13 protein-coding genes are annotated in these 15,340 nt (G+C 59.6%); 6 read left to right on the plus strand and 7 right to left on the minus strand.

Annotated elements, in window-relative coordinates; all coding sequences use genetic code 11:
- Nucleotides 1-48 precede the first annotated feature (48 nt).
- Nucleotides 49-1,122: a tRNA epoxyqueuosine(34) reductase QueG gene (gene queG, locus GYN01_RS14450; RefSeq protein ID WP_203307347.1), complete on the plus strand. Its 1,074-nt coding sequence runs from the start codon at nt 49-51 to the stop codon at nt 1,120-1,122.
- Between the two features lie 118 nt (nt 1,123-1,240).
- On the opposite strand, the gene GYN01_RS14455 is transcribed toward queG, so the two are convergent.
- Together GYN01_RS14455 and orn are read right to left on the minus strand one after the other, a co-directional pair.
- Nucleotides 1,241-1,852, minus strand: coding sequence for a trimeric intracellular cation channel family protein (locus GYN01_RS14455; protein WP_048364449.1), 612 nt, complete (start codon nt 1,850-1,852; stop codon nt 1,241-1,243).
- Nucleotides 1,853-2,088: 236 nt separating this feature from the next.
- Nucleotides 2,089-2,631 carry an oligoribonuclease gene (gene orn / locus GYN01_RS14460; RefSeq protein WP_048400508.1) on the minus strand — a complete coding sequence of 181 codons (543 nt, stop codon included), beginning with the start codon at nt 2,629-2,631 and terminating at the stop codon, nt 2,089-2,091.
- A 106-nt stretch (nt 2,632-2,737) separates the two neighbouring features.
- On the opposite strand from orn, the gene rsgA reads away from it, so the two are divergent.
- Nucleotides 2,738-3,769, plus strand: a complete 1,032-nt coding sequence (gene rsgA, locus GYN01_RS14465; protein WP_048364451.1) for a small ribosomal subunit biogenesis GTPase RsgA — start codon at nt 2,738-2,740, stop codon at nt 3,767-3,769.
- A 57-nt stretch (nt 3,770-3,826) separates the two neighbouring features.
- Here rsgA and motB read toward each other — a convergent pair whose 3' ends face one another.
- Nucleotides 3,827-4,819 (minus strand): flagellar motor protein MotB, encoded by a 993-nt coding sequence (gene motB, locus GYN01_RS14470; protein ID WP_048364452.1) that lies wholly within the window; start codon nt 4,817-4,819, stop codon nt 3,827-3,829.
- A gap of 3 nt (nt 4,820-4,822) precedes the next feature.
- Nucleotides 4,823-5,674 (minus strand): flagellar motor stator protein MotA, encoded by an 852-nt coding sequence (gene motA, locus GYN01_RS14475; protein ID WP_048364453.1) that lies wholly within the window; start codon nt 5,672-5,674, stop codon nt 4,823-4,825.
- Nucleotides 5,675-5,839: 165 nt separating this feature from the next.
- Between motA and GYN01_RS14480 the strand changes: the two genes are divergently transcribed.
- From GYN01_RS14480 to asd, 3 genes are read left to right on the plus strand one after another with little or no spacing between them, the layout of a single operon-like run.
- The gene (locus tag GYN01_RS14480; protein WP_048364750.1) at nt 5,840-7,378 is read left to right on the plus strand and encodes an HDOD domain-containing protein; all 1,539 of its coding nucleotides are present in this window, start codon (nt 5,840-5,842) and stop codon (nt 7,376-7,378) included.
- A gap of 43 nt (nt 7,379-7,421) precedes the next feature.
- Nucleotides 7,422-8,249 carry a rhodanese-like domain-containing protein gene (locus GYN01_RS14485; protein ID WP_048400514.1) on the plus strand — a complete coding sequence of 276 codons (828 nt, stop codon included), beginning with the start codon at nt 7,422-7,424 and terminating at the stop codon, nt 8,247-8,249.
- Nucleotides 8,250-8,258: 9 nt separating this feature from the next.
- Complete coding sequence (gene asd, locus GYN01_RS14490; protein WP_048400516.1) at nt 8,259-9,110, plus strand: archaetidylserine decarboxylase; 852 nt, start codon at nt 8,259-8,261, stop codon at nt 9,108-9,110.
- A gap of 101 nt (nt 9,111-9,211) precedes the next feature.
- On the opposite strand, the gene serB is transcribed toward asd, so the two are convergent.
- Nucleotides 9,212-10,426 carry a phosphoserine phosphatase SerB gene (gene serB, locus GYN01_RS14495; RefSeq protein ID WP_048400518.1) on the minus strand — a complete coding sequence of 405 codons (1,215 nt, stop codon included), beginning with the start codon at nt 10,424-10,426 and terminating at the stop codon, nt 9,212-9,214.
- A gap of 132 nt (nt 10,427-10,558) precedes the next feature.
- On the opposite strand from serB, the gene GYN01_RS14500 reads away from it, so the two are divergent.
- Nucleotides 10,559-12,091: an AhpA/YtjB family protein gene (locus GYN01_RS14500; protein ID WP_048364457.1), complete on the plus strand. Its 1,533-nt coding sequence runs from the start codon at nt 10,559-10,561 to the stop codon at nt 12,089-12,091.
- A 93-nt stretch (nt 12,092-12,184) separates the two neighbouring features.
- On the opposite strand, the gene GYN01_RS14505 is transcribed toward GYN01_RS14500, so the two are convergent.
- Both GYN01_RS14505 and parC read right to left on the minus strand, forming a co-directional pair.
- The gene (locus GYN01_RS14505) at nt 12,185-12,889 is read right to left on the minus strand and encodes a PqiC family protein (RefSeq protein ID WP_173426979.1); all 705 of its coding nucleotides are present in this window, start codon (nt 12,887-12,889) and stop codon (nt 12,185-12,187) included.
- 179 nt (nt 12,890-13,068) lie between these two features.
- A complete protein-coding gene (gene parC, locus GYN01_RS14510) occupies nt 13,069-15,333 on the minus strand; it encodes a DNA topoisomerase IV subunit A (RefSeq protein ID WP_048364459.1) in 2,265 nt (754 codons plus the stop codon).
- Nucleotides 15,334-15,340: the final 7 nt, after the last annotated feature.

A 15,340-nucleotide genomic window follows, 5' to 3' on the forward strand; every position in this document is an offset into this window, starting at 1 on the left:
GATGTCTGGCAGAATTATACGCATCTCAGCTCCGGTTTCCCTTGCCTCATGCCTGCTAATACTGTCGACCTTCCCGTTCTCGCTCAATCCATCAAGGAATGGGGGCGCGAGCTGGGCTTTCAACAAGTCGCCATTGCTGGCCTCGACCTGGGAGAACACGAGCAACATCTCGAACGCTGGCTCGCGGCGGGCTACCACGGCGAAATGGAATACATGGGCGCCCATGGCAGCAAACGTTCGCATCCTGAAGAGCTGGTACCCGGCACGTTGCGCGTGGTCTCGCTGCGCATGGACTACCTGCCCGGCGACACGCACATGGCGCAACTCCTGGCACAACCCGAAAAAGCCTACGTGTCGCGTTATGCGCTGGGCCGCGATTATCACAAGCTGATCCGCAAACGCGTGCAGCAACTGGCTGACCGTATTCAGGCCGAGATCGGCCCGTTTGGGTTCCGGGCGTTTGTCGACAGCGCTCCGGTGCTGGAAAAGGCCATCGCGCAAAAGGCAGGTTTAGGCTGGATCGGCAAGAACACCTTAGTCCTCAATCGCAAAGCAGGCAGTTACTTCTTTTTGAGCGAACTGTTTGTCGACTTGCCGCTACCCGAAGACCCGTCCCATGACACCGAGCACTGCGGGCGTTGCACCGCGTGCCTGGATATTTGCCCGACCAATGCCTTCGTGGGGCCCTATGTGCTGGATGCGCGACGCTGTATTTCGTACCTGACCATCGAGCTTAAAAGTGCGATCCCGGTGGAACTGCGCTCAATGATCGGCAATCGGGTGTTTGGCTGCGATGACTGCCAGATCGTGTGCCCGTGGAACCGTTTTGCCCGCACCACGGGCGAAGGCGACTTCAAACCACGGCACAATCTGGACAACGCCGAGCTGGCCGAACTGTTTATGTGGGACGAAGACACGTTCCTGAGCAGTACCGAAGGGTCGCCGTTGCGTCGAGCGGGCTATGAGCGCTGGTTACGTAACCTGGCCGTGGGCCTGGGCAATGCCCCGTCGAGCATTCCGGTGCTGGAAGCGCTAAAAGCACGACGTGAGTACCCCTCAGAGCTGGTGCAGGAACATGTGGCATGGGCGCTTGAGCAGCATGCTCAGCGAGTATCCGGGTAAGCCGCCTACCCTCACCCCAACCCTCTCCCAGAGGGTGAGGGGGCTGATTGACGGTGCTCTTGAAGCCACACACGGTCAGTTCCTTCTCCCTCCGGGAGAGGGCTAGGGTGAGGGGCTTTTAATGCTCGTCGTTGTAGACAAACTTGGGCATTTCCCAATTAAAGCGAATGGCCAGCAAGCGCAGCAGCAGGCCACCGAACAACGTCACGAAAATCGCCTGATCGTTGGGCATGCCCAGGTAGGTACACAGCAAAAAACACCACGCGGCCGCAAACGAGACACTGGCGTACAGCTCACGGCGAAAGATCAACGGAATGTCGTTACAGAAGATATCGCGCAGGATACCGCCGAACACGCCGGTGATCACCCCACTGACCGAGGCGACGAGCATGCCCTGGCCCATTTCCAGCGCGGTCATGCAGCCAATCAGGGTGAACGCCACCAAGCCCAGCGCATCGAGCACCAAAAACAGCGAGCGCAAATGGCGCATCAAAGGGGCGATAAAGATCGTCACCAATGCTGCAAATGTCGTGAGCACCAGGTATTCCGGGTGTTTGACCCACGTCAGCGGGTAATGCCCCAGCAGCATGTCGCGCACCGAACCCCCGCCCAGCGCCGTGACGCACGCAATCAGCACCACACCAAACCAGTCCATGCCCCGACGCCCGGCAGACAGCGCCCCGGTCATGGCTTCCGCAGTAATGGCAACTAAATAGAGCATCAGCAACATGGCGGCGATCCTTGCAATAAGGCGCGCAGTCTACTCAGTTGGCGCGAGCACCAAAAGGGGGCGGCAAAGAACGTTGGCACCGACCCCGTAGCCACTCACGAAGGCTACGTCCGGTTGCGAAGCAATCGTAAAATCTGAGTGCAGGGCGCGCCTGATACACCCGGATGCCTGACTTTACGACGACTGCGTCGCCGAACGCAGCCTTCGGCAGCCGCTACGACAGTGCGCTGACATCATCAAAACTTGATGAAATGCTTGCGGTAGTGCTGCAACTCGGCAATCGACTCACGGATATCGTCCAGTGCCAGGTGCGTGCCTTTTTTCACCAGGCTGTCGCGCACTTCAGGTGCCCAGCGGGCGACCAGTTCTTTAAGCGTCGAAACGTCGAGGTTGCGGTAGTGGAAGTAGCTTTCGAGGGCTTTCATGTGGGTGTACAGGAAGCGACGGTCCTGGCAGATGCTGTTACCGCAGATGGGGGATTTGCCTTTTGGCACCCATTGTTCCAGAAAGGCAAGGGTCTGCGCCTCGGCCTCGGCCATGCTAGTGGTGCTGTCTTTGACACGCTGGGTCAGGCCGCTGCCGCCGTGAGTGCGGGTGTTCCACTCGTCCATGCGCGCCAGTACGGCGTCGCTGTGGTGAATGGCAATGACCGGACCTTCAGCCAGGGTGTTGAGGTTGCTGTCGGTGACGATGGTGGCCATTTCAATAATGACGTCGTTATCTGGGTCCAGACCGGTCATTTCCAGGTCGATCCAAATCAAATTCTGTGGGTTTTGCATAGAAGGCTCCTGGGCTTAGTCGCGCAGTTTAGCTTAGGCGTGCAGCCCTCGTGCTAAACTCGCCAGCGTTTTACCTTCCTTATCGTTTTATCAACACGGAACACCCATGGCCAAACGCCAGCTCAACCGTCGCCAAAACTGGCGCATCGAAAAGATTCAGGGCGAGCGCGCTGCCCGCGCCGCCAAACGCGAATCCAGTGCCGTCGAAGCGCTCGAAGGGGGCGATCTGGGCCCTGAGCAACTCGGGCTGGTGATCGCGCACTTCGGTGTGCAGGTCGAAGTCGAAGCCCAAGAAGGTGAGCTCAAAGGTCAGATGTTCCGGTGCCATTTGCGCGCCAACCTGCCAGCGCTGGTCACCGGTGACACTGTTGTTTGGCGCGCGGGCAATCAGGGTATCGGCGTTATCGTCGCCCAACTGCCACGCAAAACCGAACTGTGTCGCCCAGACAGCCGCGGCCAGCTCAAGCCGGTGGCCGCTAACGTCGACATGATCGTGATTGTGTTCGCGCCCATGCCCGAGCCGCATGCCAACCTGATCGACCGCTACCTGGTCGCCGCCGAGCACGCGGGCATCCGCCCGTTACTGTTGCTCAACAAGGCCGACCTGATCGACGACCAAAACGCTCCCGCGCTGAACGCACTGCTGGGGGTTTATCGTCAGCTGGGCTATCCCGTGCTGGAAGTGTCAGCCCATCACGGCGACGGCATGCAACAGTTGCAAGCCCAGCTGGACGGTCATATCAGCGTGTTTGTGGGTCAGTCGGGCGTCGGTAAATCGTCGCTGGTCAACAGCTTGCTGCCAGAGGTCAACCTGCGCGTCGGGCCGCTGTCCGAAGTCTCCGGTCAGGGCACGCACACCACGACCACGGCGCGACTGTTCCACTTCCCGGGTGGCGGCGATCTGATCGACTCCCCCGGTATTCGCGAGTTTGGCCTGGGCCACGTGAGCCGGGCCGATGTTGAGGCGGGCTTTATCGAGTTCAACGACTTGATCGGCCGCTGCCGCTTCCGCGACTGCAAGCACGACCGCGAGCCGGGCTGTGCCTTGTTGATGGCACTGGCAGATGGCCGCGTGCAGCAACAGCGCATGAACAGCTACCGCTCGATCATTGCCAGCTTGCCTGAGTCGAGTTACTGAAAGCCCCCTCACCCACTCCTCTCCCAAAGGCAGAGGAGTGGGTGAGGGCAAGCAGCGTTAAGGCTTCGGCGCCTCTGGCGCTTTGTCGTCGAACAGGTTCAGCTTCTCCCGTTCTTCGTGCATCGCCGGGGGGATTTGATCCGCAGGCAGTGTGATCGGATCAATCGGGGTGGTCGGCGTTTCGGGCTTGGCCAGTTCAGAGCCTTGTTCACCTTCGATGGCGCGCTGCGCCTTTTTCGTCAGCACCACGATGTCGATGCGGCGGTTGACCGGGTTCAGCGGGTTGACCTTGTCAAACAGCACCGAAGACGCATAGCCCACAATCCGCGCCACCTGGTCTTGCGGATAACTGCCCGCCACCAGTGCACGACGCGCCGCGTTCGCGCGGTTGGCCGACAACTCCCAGTTACCAAACGCCGCATCGCTGGTGTACGGCGTGGCATCGGTGTGGCCGCTGATGCTGACTTTGTTCGGCACCGCTTTGATCGTGTCGGCCATGGCCAGCAAAATATCTTCGAAGTAAGGCTTGAGGCGCGCACTGCCGACGTCAAACATCGGGCGATTTTCAGCGTCCATGATCTGGATACGCAGGCCGTCCGGGGTGATTTCGAACAACAATTGATCTTTGAATTTGCGCAGCTGCGGGTTTTCTTCGACCTTGTTCTGCAACTCCTGAAGCAGCAGTTCAAGGCGTTCTTTCTCGACCTGCTCAGCCATGCCTTCCACTTGATCGGTGTCGACCGTGATCTTGTCCGGTTGCGGCTGCATTTTTTGTTCAGGGTTGAGGGTGTTGTCCGGCGCCATCGTCGGCGTGCCGCCCAAATCGATGATGTACGGCGTGCCACTTTCCGAAAACCCGATCGGGTCTTTGAAGTAGCCGGCAATGGCGATTTTCTGTTCCGGGGTCGCGGTGGACATCAGCCACAACACCAGAAAGAACGCCATCATCGCCGTCGCAAAGTCAGCGAAGGCGATTTTCCAGGCACCACCGTGGTGGCCCGCTGCGAAGCGCTTGACGCGCTTGATGATGATTGGCTGATTGTTTTCCATGGATCAGCGACCGCGAACCACTTGTTCCAGCTCGGCAAAGCTTGGACGGTGCTTGGGGTACAGCACTTTACGGCCAAACTCGACGGCCAGCGAAGGCGGCATGCCGGAGGCCGACGCCACCAGCGAAGCTTTAATCGACTCGTACACGTTGAGTTCTTCTTTGGCATCGTGGGCCAACGAGGTGGCCAGCGGACCGAAGAAGCCGTATGCGGCCAAAATACCGAAGAATGTACCCACCAGGGCGGCACCTACGTGGACACCGATCATGGCCTGGTCACCGTCGCCCAGCGACGCCATCGTCACCACGATCCCCAATACCGCCGCCACAATACCGAAACCCGGCATGCCGTCAGCGATGCCGGTCACGGCGTGCGAGGGATGCTCCAGCTCTTCTTTGAGGCTGAACAGCTCCATGTCGAACAAGCCTTCCAGCTCGTGGGGCGCCATGTTGCCCGACGACATGATGCGCAAGTAGTCGCAGACGAAGGCCGTCATCCGGTCATCTTTGAGCACAGCAGGGTATTTGGCGAAGATCGGGCTGGCGGCCGCGTCTTCAATGTCGCCTTCGATGGCCATCATGCCTTCGCGACGACTCTTGTTAAGAATCTCGTAAACAAGGCCCAACACTTCCAGGTAGAAGGTGTGGGTGAACCGCGAGCCGAACATGCCCAGTGATTTTTTGATCACGTGCATGGTCATGTAGCCGGGGTTGGCTTGCAGGAAGGCACCAAACGCCGCCCCGCCGATAATCAAGACCTCGAACGGCTGAATCAGCGCCCCGATCTTGCCGTGGGAAAGCACGTATCCGCCGAGCACGCTCGCGAACACGACAATGATGCCGATAATTTTAGCCATAGGAATTCAGGTACTTCTGCGTCGGGTTCAAGGTCATATTCGAGAGTTAAAAAACTCTTCTTCTCCTTATCGGCAAAACTGCGCCAGACTATAGGCCATAAAGGCGAAAAGCCAGTTGGGCCCACTCCGGGCGTGTAAACAATGGATGATGACCACTCTCCCATCATGGCTAATGAAACCAGCAGCTCGACCCCAATCCCTTCTACCCTCGATGCGTGGGTTAAGCAGCTCGACGCCGTTCGCCTGCCCATCCCGCTCGACAGTCATGAGCGCGTTTGCAAGGCGATCAACGACAATCGCCGCTCGTTACGCGACATTGCCGAGCTTATGCAAGACAGTCCGGCGCTCGCGCTGAGCCTGATCCGCGACGCCAATCACCACACTCACGGCAGCTTGAGCGAGCCGGCCGAAAGCCTCGAAGTGGCGATTAATCGTTTGGGACTGGCGCGCACTCAAGAAATGCTTGAGCGCTTGCCCGCCTTGCCGTGGGAAGAAATCCCTCAACCATTCCGCCAAATTCAACTGATCAGCCAGCACGCCGCGCAACAAGCCAGCGGCCTGTTTGGTAATCGGCTGGCGCGCCTGTGGCAAGAAATCTACTGGGGCAGCCTGCTGTTTCTCTCACCGTTGTGGGCGATGGCGCTGACGCACCCCGAGCAACTTGAAGAGTGGGAGCTGCGGGTCATTCACAAAGGCGAATGCGCAAGCAAGGTCGAACTGAAACTGTTCGGCGTTCGCCTGTTTGAAATTTGCCGCGCGCTGGCCCAGCTGTGGCGGCTGCCCGAGTGGGTGTTGCAGGGCTATGCGGTGATTACTGACGAACAGCGCACGCTGGTCAAAGTGCTGCACATCGCCCGCGACAACCATCATCGCCTGCGCCAGCAACAACGACTGGACGCCGACCCGGCACTGCGCCGCTGGCTGAATCAACCGTCGAATACCGTGCTGCTGGCCAATGGCCTGGCACTTTCGGCGCAACAAGCCTGGGACACGCCGCACAATTTGCGCTGGCAGTACCTGACCAGCCTGTACCTGCAAATACCGATTGAAGAACTGCAACAGCAGGTTCACCAAAACGCAGCCAGCAGTGCGCGCTATCACTCGATGCCAGACCTGTGGCACCCGGCCGAATCGCTGTTGTGGCCTTGGGAAATGCGCCGCGTACACCGCGGTTTGTTACCGGCGCCTCCGCCCTCCGCCGATTCACTGGTGGTGTGGCGTAAACAGTGTGGGCAATTGCTCGCCGAGCCGAGCACCTTCACCAACTCAATGCACCTGACCACCTGCGCCCGCGATGCGCTGACGGCCTGCGGCATGCGGCGGGTGCTGCTGTTGATGGCCGATAAAACCTCGACCACCCTGTCTGTGCACCAGATTGCCGGCCTGCCCAAAGCGGCCTTCGACTTAAGCCTGCCGATCAAAAACAGTGCGGTACTGCAACGCCTGATGACGCAACCGGCACAATTTCGTCTGACGCCTGAGAACAATGCACAGATTTCGGCGGTCTTACCCAACAGCCTGCGCAGCCTGTTTCCCGGCGAGCACTTGTTGTTGCGCTCGATCAGTAACAATGGCCGCGTGGTGATGCTGATACTGGCCGACCAGGGCGGCGGGCCGTTTTCAGAAACCAGCGTGCAGGCGTTTGGCAAAACCGCGCAGTGCATCGAAAAAGCCTTAAACAGCTTTACCACCCGCGGGCGTTGACGCTTGCGCTACAATTCGCCCCTTTTCGCTCTGGAGACCTCACATGCCTGACTTCTCTGGCTTGCCGCTGGTGATTGAGCCATGCGATCTGCACGCACGGCTCAACGCGCCCAACGTGATCATTGTCGACCTGACCAGCGAGGCGCGTTACGCGGCCGGGCACATCCCGGGCGCTCGCTTCGTCGACCCCAAGCGCACCCAGCTCGGCCAACCGCCAGCCCCAGGCTTACTGCCGTCGCACACTGCACTTGAAGCGCTGTTCGGTGAGTTGGAGCACACCCCGAACACGGTCTACGTGGTGTACGACGATGAAGGCGGCGGTTGGGCCGGTCGGTTCATCTGGCTGCTGGATGTGATCGGGCACAAGGCTTACCACTATGTAGACGGTGGCATTCATGCATGGATTGCTGAGGGCTACGACACCTCTACCGACGTCCCCCCCATCGCGCACCACCCGGTGACCTTGACGCTGCACGAGGAGCCAACCGCCACGCGCGAATACGTGCAAAGCCGTTTGGGCGCCGCAGACCTGGCGATTTGGGACGCGCGCAGCCCGGCCGAGTACAACGGCGAAAAGGTGCTGGCGGCCAAAGGCGGACACATTCCCGGCGCGATCAATTTTGAATGGACCGCCGGCATGGATACACGCCGCAGCCTGCGAATTCGCACGGACATGGCGCAGATCCTCGAAGATCTGGGCATCAGCAAAGACAAAGAAGTGATTACCCACTGCCAGACTCACCACCGTTCTGGCTTTACGTATCTGGTGGCCAAGGCGCTCGGTTACCCGCGCGTCAAAGGCTATGCCGGCTCCTGGGGCGAATGGGGCAACCACCCCGACACCCCCGTCGAGCTGCCCGTCAATCATTAAGGACCTGTAATGAAAAAGCGTTTGTTTCTCTTGAGTCAGTACCTGTTGCCGCATCACTTGCTCTCACGCCTGGCAGGCTGCGTCGCGGAGTGCCGTGTGCGCTGGTTCAAAAATGCCTTCACCACCTGGTTTGCCAAGCGCTATCGAGTGGACATGTCCCAGGCGCTGGTTGAAGACGTCACCGCATATGAGCACTTCAATGCCTTCTTCACCCGCGCATTGAAAGACGGCGCCCGCCCGCTGGATCAAACCCCCGGCGCCGTTTTAAGCCCCGCCGATGGCGCCGTCAGCCAGTTGGGCCCGATTGAGCACGGACGCGTGTTTCAGGCCAAAGGCCACAGCTACAGCGTGCTGGAACTGGTGGGTGGCGACCCGGCTGTTGCGGCGCAATTTATGGGCGGCGAATTTGCCACCATTTACCTGTCGCCCAAGGACTACCACCGCGTGCACATGCCGCTGGCCGGTACGTTGCGCGAAATGATCTACGTGCCGGGCCGTCTGTTTTCGGTCAACCAGACCACCGCCGAAAACGTGCCGGAACTGTTTGCCCGTAACGAACGTGCCGTGTGCATTTTTGATACCGAGCGCGGCCCGATGGCCGTGGTATTGGTGGGCGCCATGATCGTGGCATCGATTGAAACCGTATTCGCAGGTCTGGTGACACCGCCTAAGCGCGAGCTGAAAACCTTGCGTTATGACGAAGCGGCACGCGCACCCATCCACTTGGAAAAAGGGGCCGAACTGGGTCGCTTCAAACTGGGTTCGACGGCCATCGTATTGTTTGGCCCAGAACAAGTGAAATGGGCCGAAGGCCTGACAGCGGGTACGCCGGTGATGATGGGCCAGAAGCTGGGCGAATAACCGGTCGTCGCTGCCGCAGGCTGCGAGGGGTCGCGAAGCGCACCCGCTAAAAGCGAAGGGCCTTGGGCCCTTATCGCCGCCTGCGAAACGACACGTTCTGTTTAGCCCTGGCTGTTACGGTCGCGCTGACCCAACAGGTACAACACGCCATCCAGGCCCAAGGTTGAAATCGCGTGCTTGGCCGACTTCTTCACCAGTGGCTTGGCGCGGAACGCCACACCCAACCCTGCAATGGCCAGCATGGCCAAGTCATTAGCGCCATCGCCCACCGCAATGGTCTGCTCCAGGCTCAAGCCTTCCTTTTGTGCCAGTTCACGCAGCAAGTCTGCTTTGCGCTGCGCGTCAACAATCGGCTCAACCGCCACACCGGTCACCTTACCGTCTACCACGTGCAGCTCGTTGGCAAATACGTAGTCGATGCCCAACTTGGCCTGCAATTGTTTGGCGAAGTAGGTGAAGCCGCCTGACAAAATGGCGGTTTTATAGCCCAGACGTTTGAGTTCGGCGAACAGCACTTCTGCGCCTTCGGTCAAACGCAGTGACGCACCGATGGCATCCAGCACACCCACGTCCAACCCTTGAAGCAACGCCAGGCGCTCCTTGAAGCTGGCTTTGAAATCCAGCTCGCCGGCCATCGCCCGCTCGGTGATTGCAGCCACTTTGTCGCCTACGCCCGCCGCTTTTGCCAGCTCATCAATGACCTCGGCTTCGATCAGGGTCGAGTCCATGTCAAAGACCGCAAGGCGGCGATTACGCCGAAACAGGGTGTCTTCTTGCAGCGCGATGTCGATATTAAGCGCTTGCGACAAGTCGAAGAACTCGGCCCGTAGAGCCTCAAGGTCCGCCACTTCGCCGGTCACGCGCAGCTCGATGCAGCTTTTGCTCAGATGGGTGGGTGCATCCAGCGGCACGCGGCCCGAGAGGCGATCGGTCTGCTCAATGTTCAACCCGTGCTGGCTGATAACCGAGGTCACGCGCAACAGCTGTTGGGCTGTGACCTGGCGACTCATCAGCGTCACCACGTGACGCTTCTGGCTTTGCTCGTTCACCCAGCGCTGGTAATGCGCTTCGGTGATGGGGTCGAAACGCAGTTGCAGCCCTTCATTGGCGATCAAGGGTTGCAGGTCCTTCAGCACGGCCGACACCTGATCGGCTTGCTCGATCTCAACCAGATAACCCAACGACAAAACGCCATGAATGACGGCCTGGCCGATGTCGAGCATGTTCACACCATTGTTGGCCAATACACCGGTAATGGCCGCTGTGAGACCCGCACGGTCCTCACCCGTGATGTTTATCAAGACGATTTCGCGCAAGGCACACCCCCATTCGCTAAAAAAAACGCATTCTACCCACTTTCAGTGACCATCGGGCATCGCCAAGGCTTTGCCGCCTCAGGGCTGATCGCTATACTGCGCACCAACTTAACGGACTAAGAGCCGCGCTCAGTGAACCGGCCATTGCCTGTAAAAACCGATAACTTCTTCCTGCTGATCTTCCGGGCCTTGCGCGATCGTCGCGTTCCGCTTGCGCTGCGTATTGCCAGCCATAACGTGATTCTGGTCGCGCTGGCCCTGGTGATTTACGCCGTGGTCATGGGCCTGCAATTCAAGCAAGCCATGCACGAACAAGCCGATGCACTGGGTCAGAGCCTGACCACGCAAACCGCCACTTCGGCGACTGAGCTGCTGGTGTCCAACGACATCCTCAGCCTCAACGTGCTGCTCAACAACCTGACCAAAAACCCCCTGGTGGCGCACGCTGCAATTTATAGCGTCGACAACCGCATCCTCGCGGAAGCCGGGGAGCGTCCTAAAAACGGACTGTTGGGTGAAGCCGAGGGCATGTATCAGACCAAGATCACGTTCCAGGACGTGACCGCAGGGCATCTGCGCATCAGCCTCGACATGAACCAGTTCCAGCAGCCGATGACCATCAGCCTGCAAAGCATGGGCATCCTCAGCGCCATCTTGCTGGCGTTGGCCCTGGCCTTGAGCTTGCGTCTGGGCCGTCATATTTCGACCCCGCTGCTGCAACTGCGTGTCTGGCTGCGCGAACCCGACCCGTATACCCCGGCCATCAACCGTCAGGATGAAATCGGCGATCTGGCGCGTCAGCTTCACACGCGTCTGGCACCACCGGCCCCGGAACCCGAGCCAGCACCTGAGCCGGAGTACGACGACAGCGACTACGAAGACGCCGACGATCACGAGCCTCATTTTGAAGTGCGCAGCCTGCGCGACCCAAGCTTTGACGAAACGCCGGCTGTGCCTGCGCCAAAAGCCGTTGCGCGTCATGTGATCCACGCTGAAGAAGACGACACCGAAGAAGACCCGTTTGCCGATGTGCGTGACAACAGTGCTGGCCCTGTTGCGCAGGCCAAGCCTAAACCGCTCGTACCTGCTGCGCCGCAACCCAGCGCAGTACTGGCCGTGCAACTGGGCGCGCAAGACCAACTGCGCCGCCTGCCACGCGCGCGTTTGACCGAGCTGCTTGAGCGCTATCGCGATTGCCTTGAACAGGCGGCATCGTTGTACGAAAGCGAACTGCATACATTGAACGATGGCAGCACGCTGATGCTGTTCCACAGCGAAGAGAGCGGCGACGACTACCTGACCAACGCCATATGCTGCGGCGAGTTGCTGCGCGCCTTGGGCCATGCCTTGCAAATTGAGGTGGCTGACAGCGGCATCACCTTGCAATTGCAATTGGGCCTGGTGCTGGGCGAAGGGCTGACGGGCATGAGCCAGATCGACCTGTTGCTGACTGAAACGGCGCAGGATGCTTTGGCACTGTCGCAACACAGCCGCAACCTGCTGCTGGTGGAACGCAAGATCAGTGACGATGCCCTTATTCGCCAACGTGCGCGTATCCGCCCGATTGCCAGCCCTGAAGGTGCTTGTTGCGTAGAGCGCTTGATGGAACCTTACCCCTCCATGCTCGAACGCCAACTCGCGCGCATGCATGAGAAACGCGGGTAACCGTTGCAGACCCTCACCCTGCGGGTGAAAGGTTTTTGAGGCGCCAAAAAAAATCCCGCACATGTGCGGGATTTTTTGGTTTCAGCCACCTGCTCAGAAGCGAAACACTTCCATGTCGGTACGAATCGGCGAAGCCATCGGAATGCGAGGCTTTTCAGATTCTTGCTTTGCAGCAGGCTTGGGTTCCGGCTTGCGCGCATCCACCAAAGGCGGTTGATTGGCCAACGGCTTAAGCGCCACTGCCAATTGCTGACTCATCTGTTGCAACAACTCGCCTTGCGCCTTGACCTGCGAGGCCGTAGAGCCATCGTGCGACTTCTCCAGATGCACCATGCGGTTGTCACGCACCTGACCGCGACGGTCAATCAAACGCCACTGGGCATCCAGGATCGCAGGCTGATTTTTGCCCGAGTCCAACCGCGTGATCGACAGCAAGACTTGCACGTCAGGACTGAAGCTCGCCGGGGCTGGCGACAACACAACGCGCTGGCTGTCCAGGCGCCAGGCCAACTGACGAAGCAGCAGTTGGTCGATGTCAGCCGACAAGCTACCTGCCCACCGACCGTCAGTGGCCGCACTCAGGCTGCCGTCGCTTTGACGTTGTAACAAGGTTTCACGTTGCAGGTAGTCAGCCACGGTCACCGGGCCAAGTACCACCGCCATGCCAGCGGTTTGCGCAGGCTGGCCGGGTGTGCCGCTGTCCAGTTGGTACAAGGCCGCAGGCTGGTGCGTGGTGCACCCCGCCAAGCCGAGCACGCCCGTCAGCAACGCAATTAAAGGAAGGCGCAGAACGTTCATCATTCCATCCAGGTGGCAACCATCAGGCACGCCACAGTGTGATTCTCGAAAAATTCGTTGGGCTCGTCGCCATGAGCGATGCCAGAAGTGCGCCATATCATCCGCGAATATCCGGTTCGACTCCAGCCTCGTAGCGCCGATCTACGCGAAAAAACGCAGATCGGACGCTCTAAATCGGCTTAATTTGGCGTTTCTACCAACATCGCGTCCACGCGCTGGAAGCCACGCGGCAGTTTATTACCCCGTCGCCCGCGCTCACCACGGTAATGTTCCAGGTCATCCGGCTTGAGCGACAGGTTGCGCTTGCCCGCCTGTAACACCAGCGTGGCGTTATCTGGCAGCACGGCAATATCAGTCACGTACTCTTCGCGACTGGCCACCCGATCTCCGGGAATGCCAATGATCTTGTTACCCTTGCCCTTGCCCAACTGCGGCAAATCGCTGACTTTGAAAATCAGCAAACGCCCTTCGGTGGTCACGGCGGCCAGCCAGTTGTGCTCGCGATCCGTGACGGGGCGCGGCTGCATCACCTTGGCGCCTTTAGGCAAGCTCAACAGCGCTTTGCCCGCTTTGTTTTTGGCTTGCAGGTCTTCACCTTTGACCACAAAGCCATAACCGGCGTCGGAGGCGATCACGAACAGCGAATCGTCTTCAGGCAGCAACACGCATTCAAAATTGGCACCCGGTGGCGGTGTCAGGCGGCCGGTCAACGGCTCACCCTGACCTCGGGCCGACGGCAAGGTGTGGGCCGCCACCGAATAGCTGCGCCCGGTGGAGTCGATGAACACGGCAAATTGATTAGAGCGCCCCGCCGCCGCTGTTTTGTAGCCATCGCCTGCTTTATAGGACAAGCCCGTCGCGTCGAGGTCATGACCTTTACCGCAACGTACCCAGCCTTTTTCAGACAACACAACCGTGACCGGCTCAGTCGGCACCAGCTCGTTTTCCGACAGTGCTTTGGCTTCTGCACGGGCCACGATAGGCGAACGACGGTCATCACCGTAGGTTTTGGCGTCTTCGATCAACTCAGTGCGCACCAGCTTTTTCAGCTTGGCTTCGCTGCCGAGCAAGGCTTGCAGCTTGGCTTGTTCTTTACGCAGCGCGTCCTGCTCGTCGCGCAGTTTCATCTCTTCGAGACGGGCCAATTGGCGCAAGCGCGTGTCGAGAATGTAGTCGGCCTGGGTTTCGGTCAGGCCAAAACGGGCAATCAGCTCGGCCTTGGGGTGCTCCTCGGTGCGAATGATATGAATCACTTCGTCGAGGTTCAGGTACGCGGTGAGCAAGCCGTCCAACAGGTGCAGGCGGCGCTCGACTTTGTCCAGGCGGAACTGCAAGCGGCGGCGCACGGTGTTGATGCGAAACTCCAGCCATTCCACCAGCAAGGCACGCAGGTTTTTCAGCTGCGGCTTACCGTCCAGGCCGATGATATTGATGTTGACCCGGAACGTGGACTCCAGCTCGGTCACGGCGAACAAGTGCTGCATCAGTTCGTCGAGATCGACTTTGTTGTTGCGCGGGATGATCACGATACGGCACGGGTTTTCGTGGTCTGACTCGTCACGCAGGTCGGTGACCATGGCCAGCTTGGTCGGCTTGGCCTGCATCAGTGCCGCGATTTGCTCCAGCACCTTGGCGCCCGACACTTGGTGCGGCAACGCGGTGACAACGATATCGCCGTCTTCAACGTGATACACCGCCCGCATGCGCACCGAGCCACGGCCGGTCTGGTAGATCTTCAACAGATCGGCGCGCGGGGTGATGATTTCAGCTTCGGTCGGGTAATCCGGGCCTTGAATGTGTTCGCACAGCTGCTCAACCGTGGCCTTGGGTTCGTCGAGCAAACGCACGCAGGCAGTGGCCACTTCGCGCAGGTTATGCGGCGGCACGTCGGTGGCCATGCCCACGGCAATGCCAGTGGTGCCATTGAGCAAAATGTTCGGCAAACGCGCCGGCAACACCGCAGGCTCGTCCATTGTGCCGTCGAAGTTCGGCACCCAGTCGGCCGTGCCCTGGCCCAGCTCGCTGAGCAGCACTTCGGAGTAGCGCGACAAACGTGCTTCGGTGTAACGCATGGCCGCGAAAGACTTGGGATCGTCCGGTGCACCCCAGTTACCCTGGCCGTCGACCAGCGTGTAGCGGTAGCTGAACGGCTGAGCCATCAGCACCATCGCTTCGTAACAGGCCGAGTCACCGTGCGGGTGAAACTTGCCGAGCACGTCACCGACGGTACGCGCCGATTTCTTGTGCTTGGAATCGGCGTCCAGCCCCAACTCGCTCATGGCGTACACGATACGCCGCTGTACGGGCTTGAGGCCGTCACCGATGTGCGGCAAGGCCCGGTCCATGATCACGTACATGGAGTAGTTGAGGTAGGCCTGTTCTGTGAAGTCGGCCAGTGACCGGCGTTCTACGCCGTCCAGGCTGAGATCAAGGGAGTCGCTCATGCGGACC

It is taken from the genome of Pseudomonas weihenstephanensis (genome assembly GCF_016812185.1).
Lineage (GTDB): Bacteria > Pseudomonadota > Gammaproteobacteria > Pseudomonadales > Pseudomonadaceae > Aquipseudomonas > Aquipseudomonas weihenstephanensis.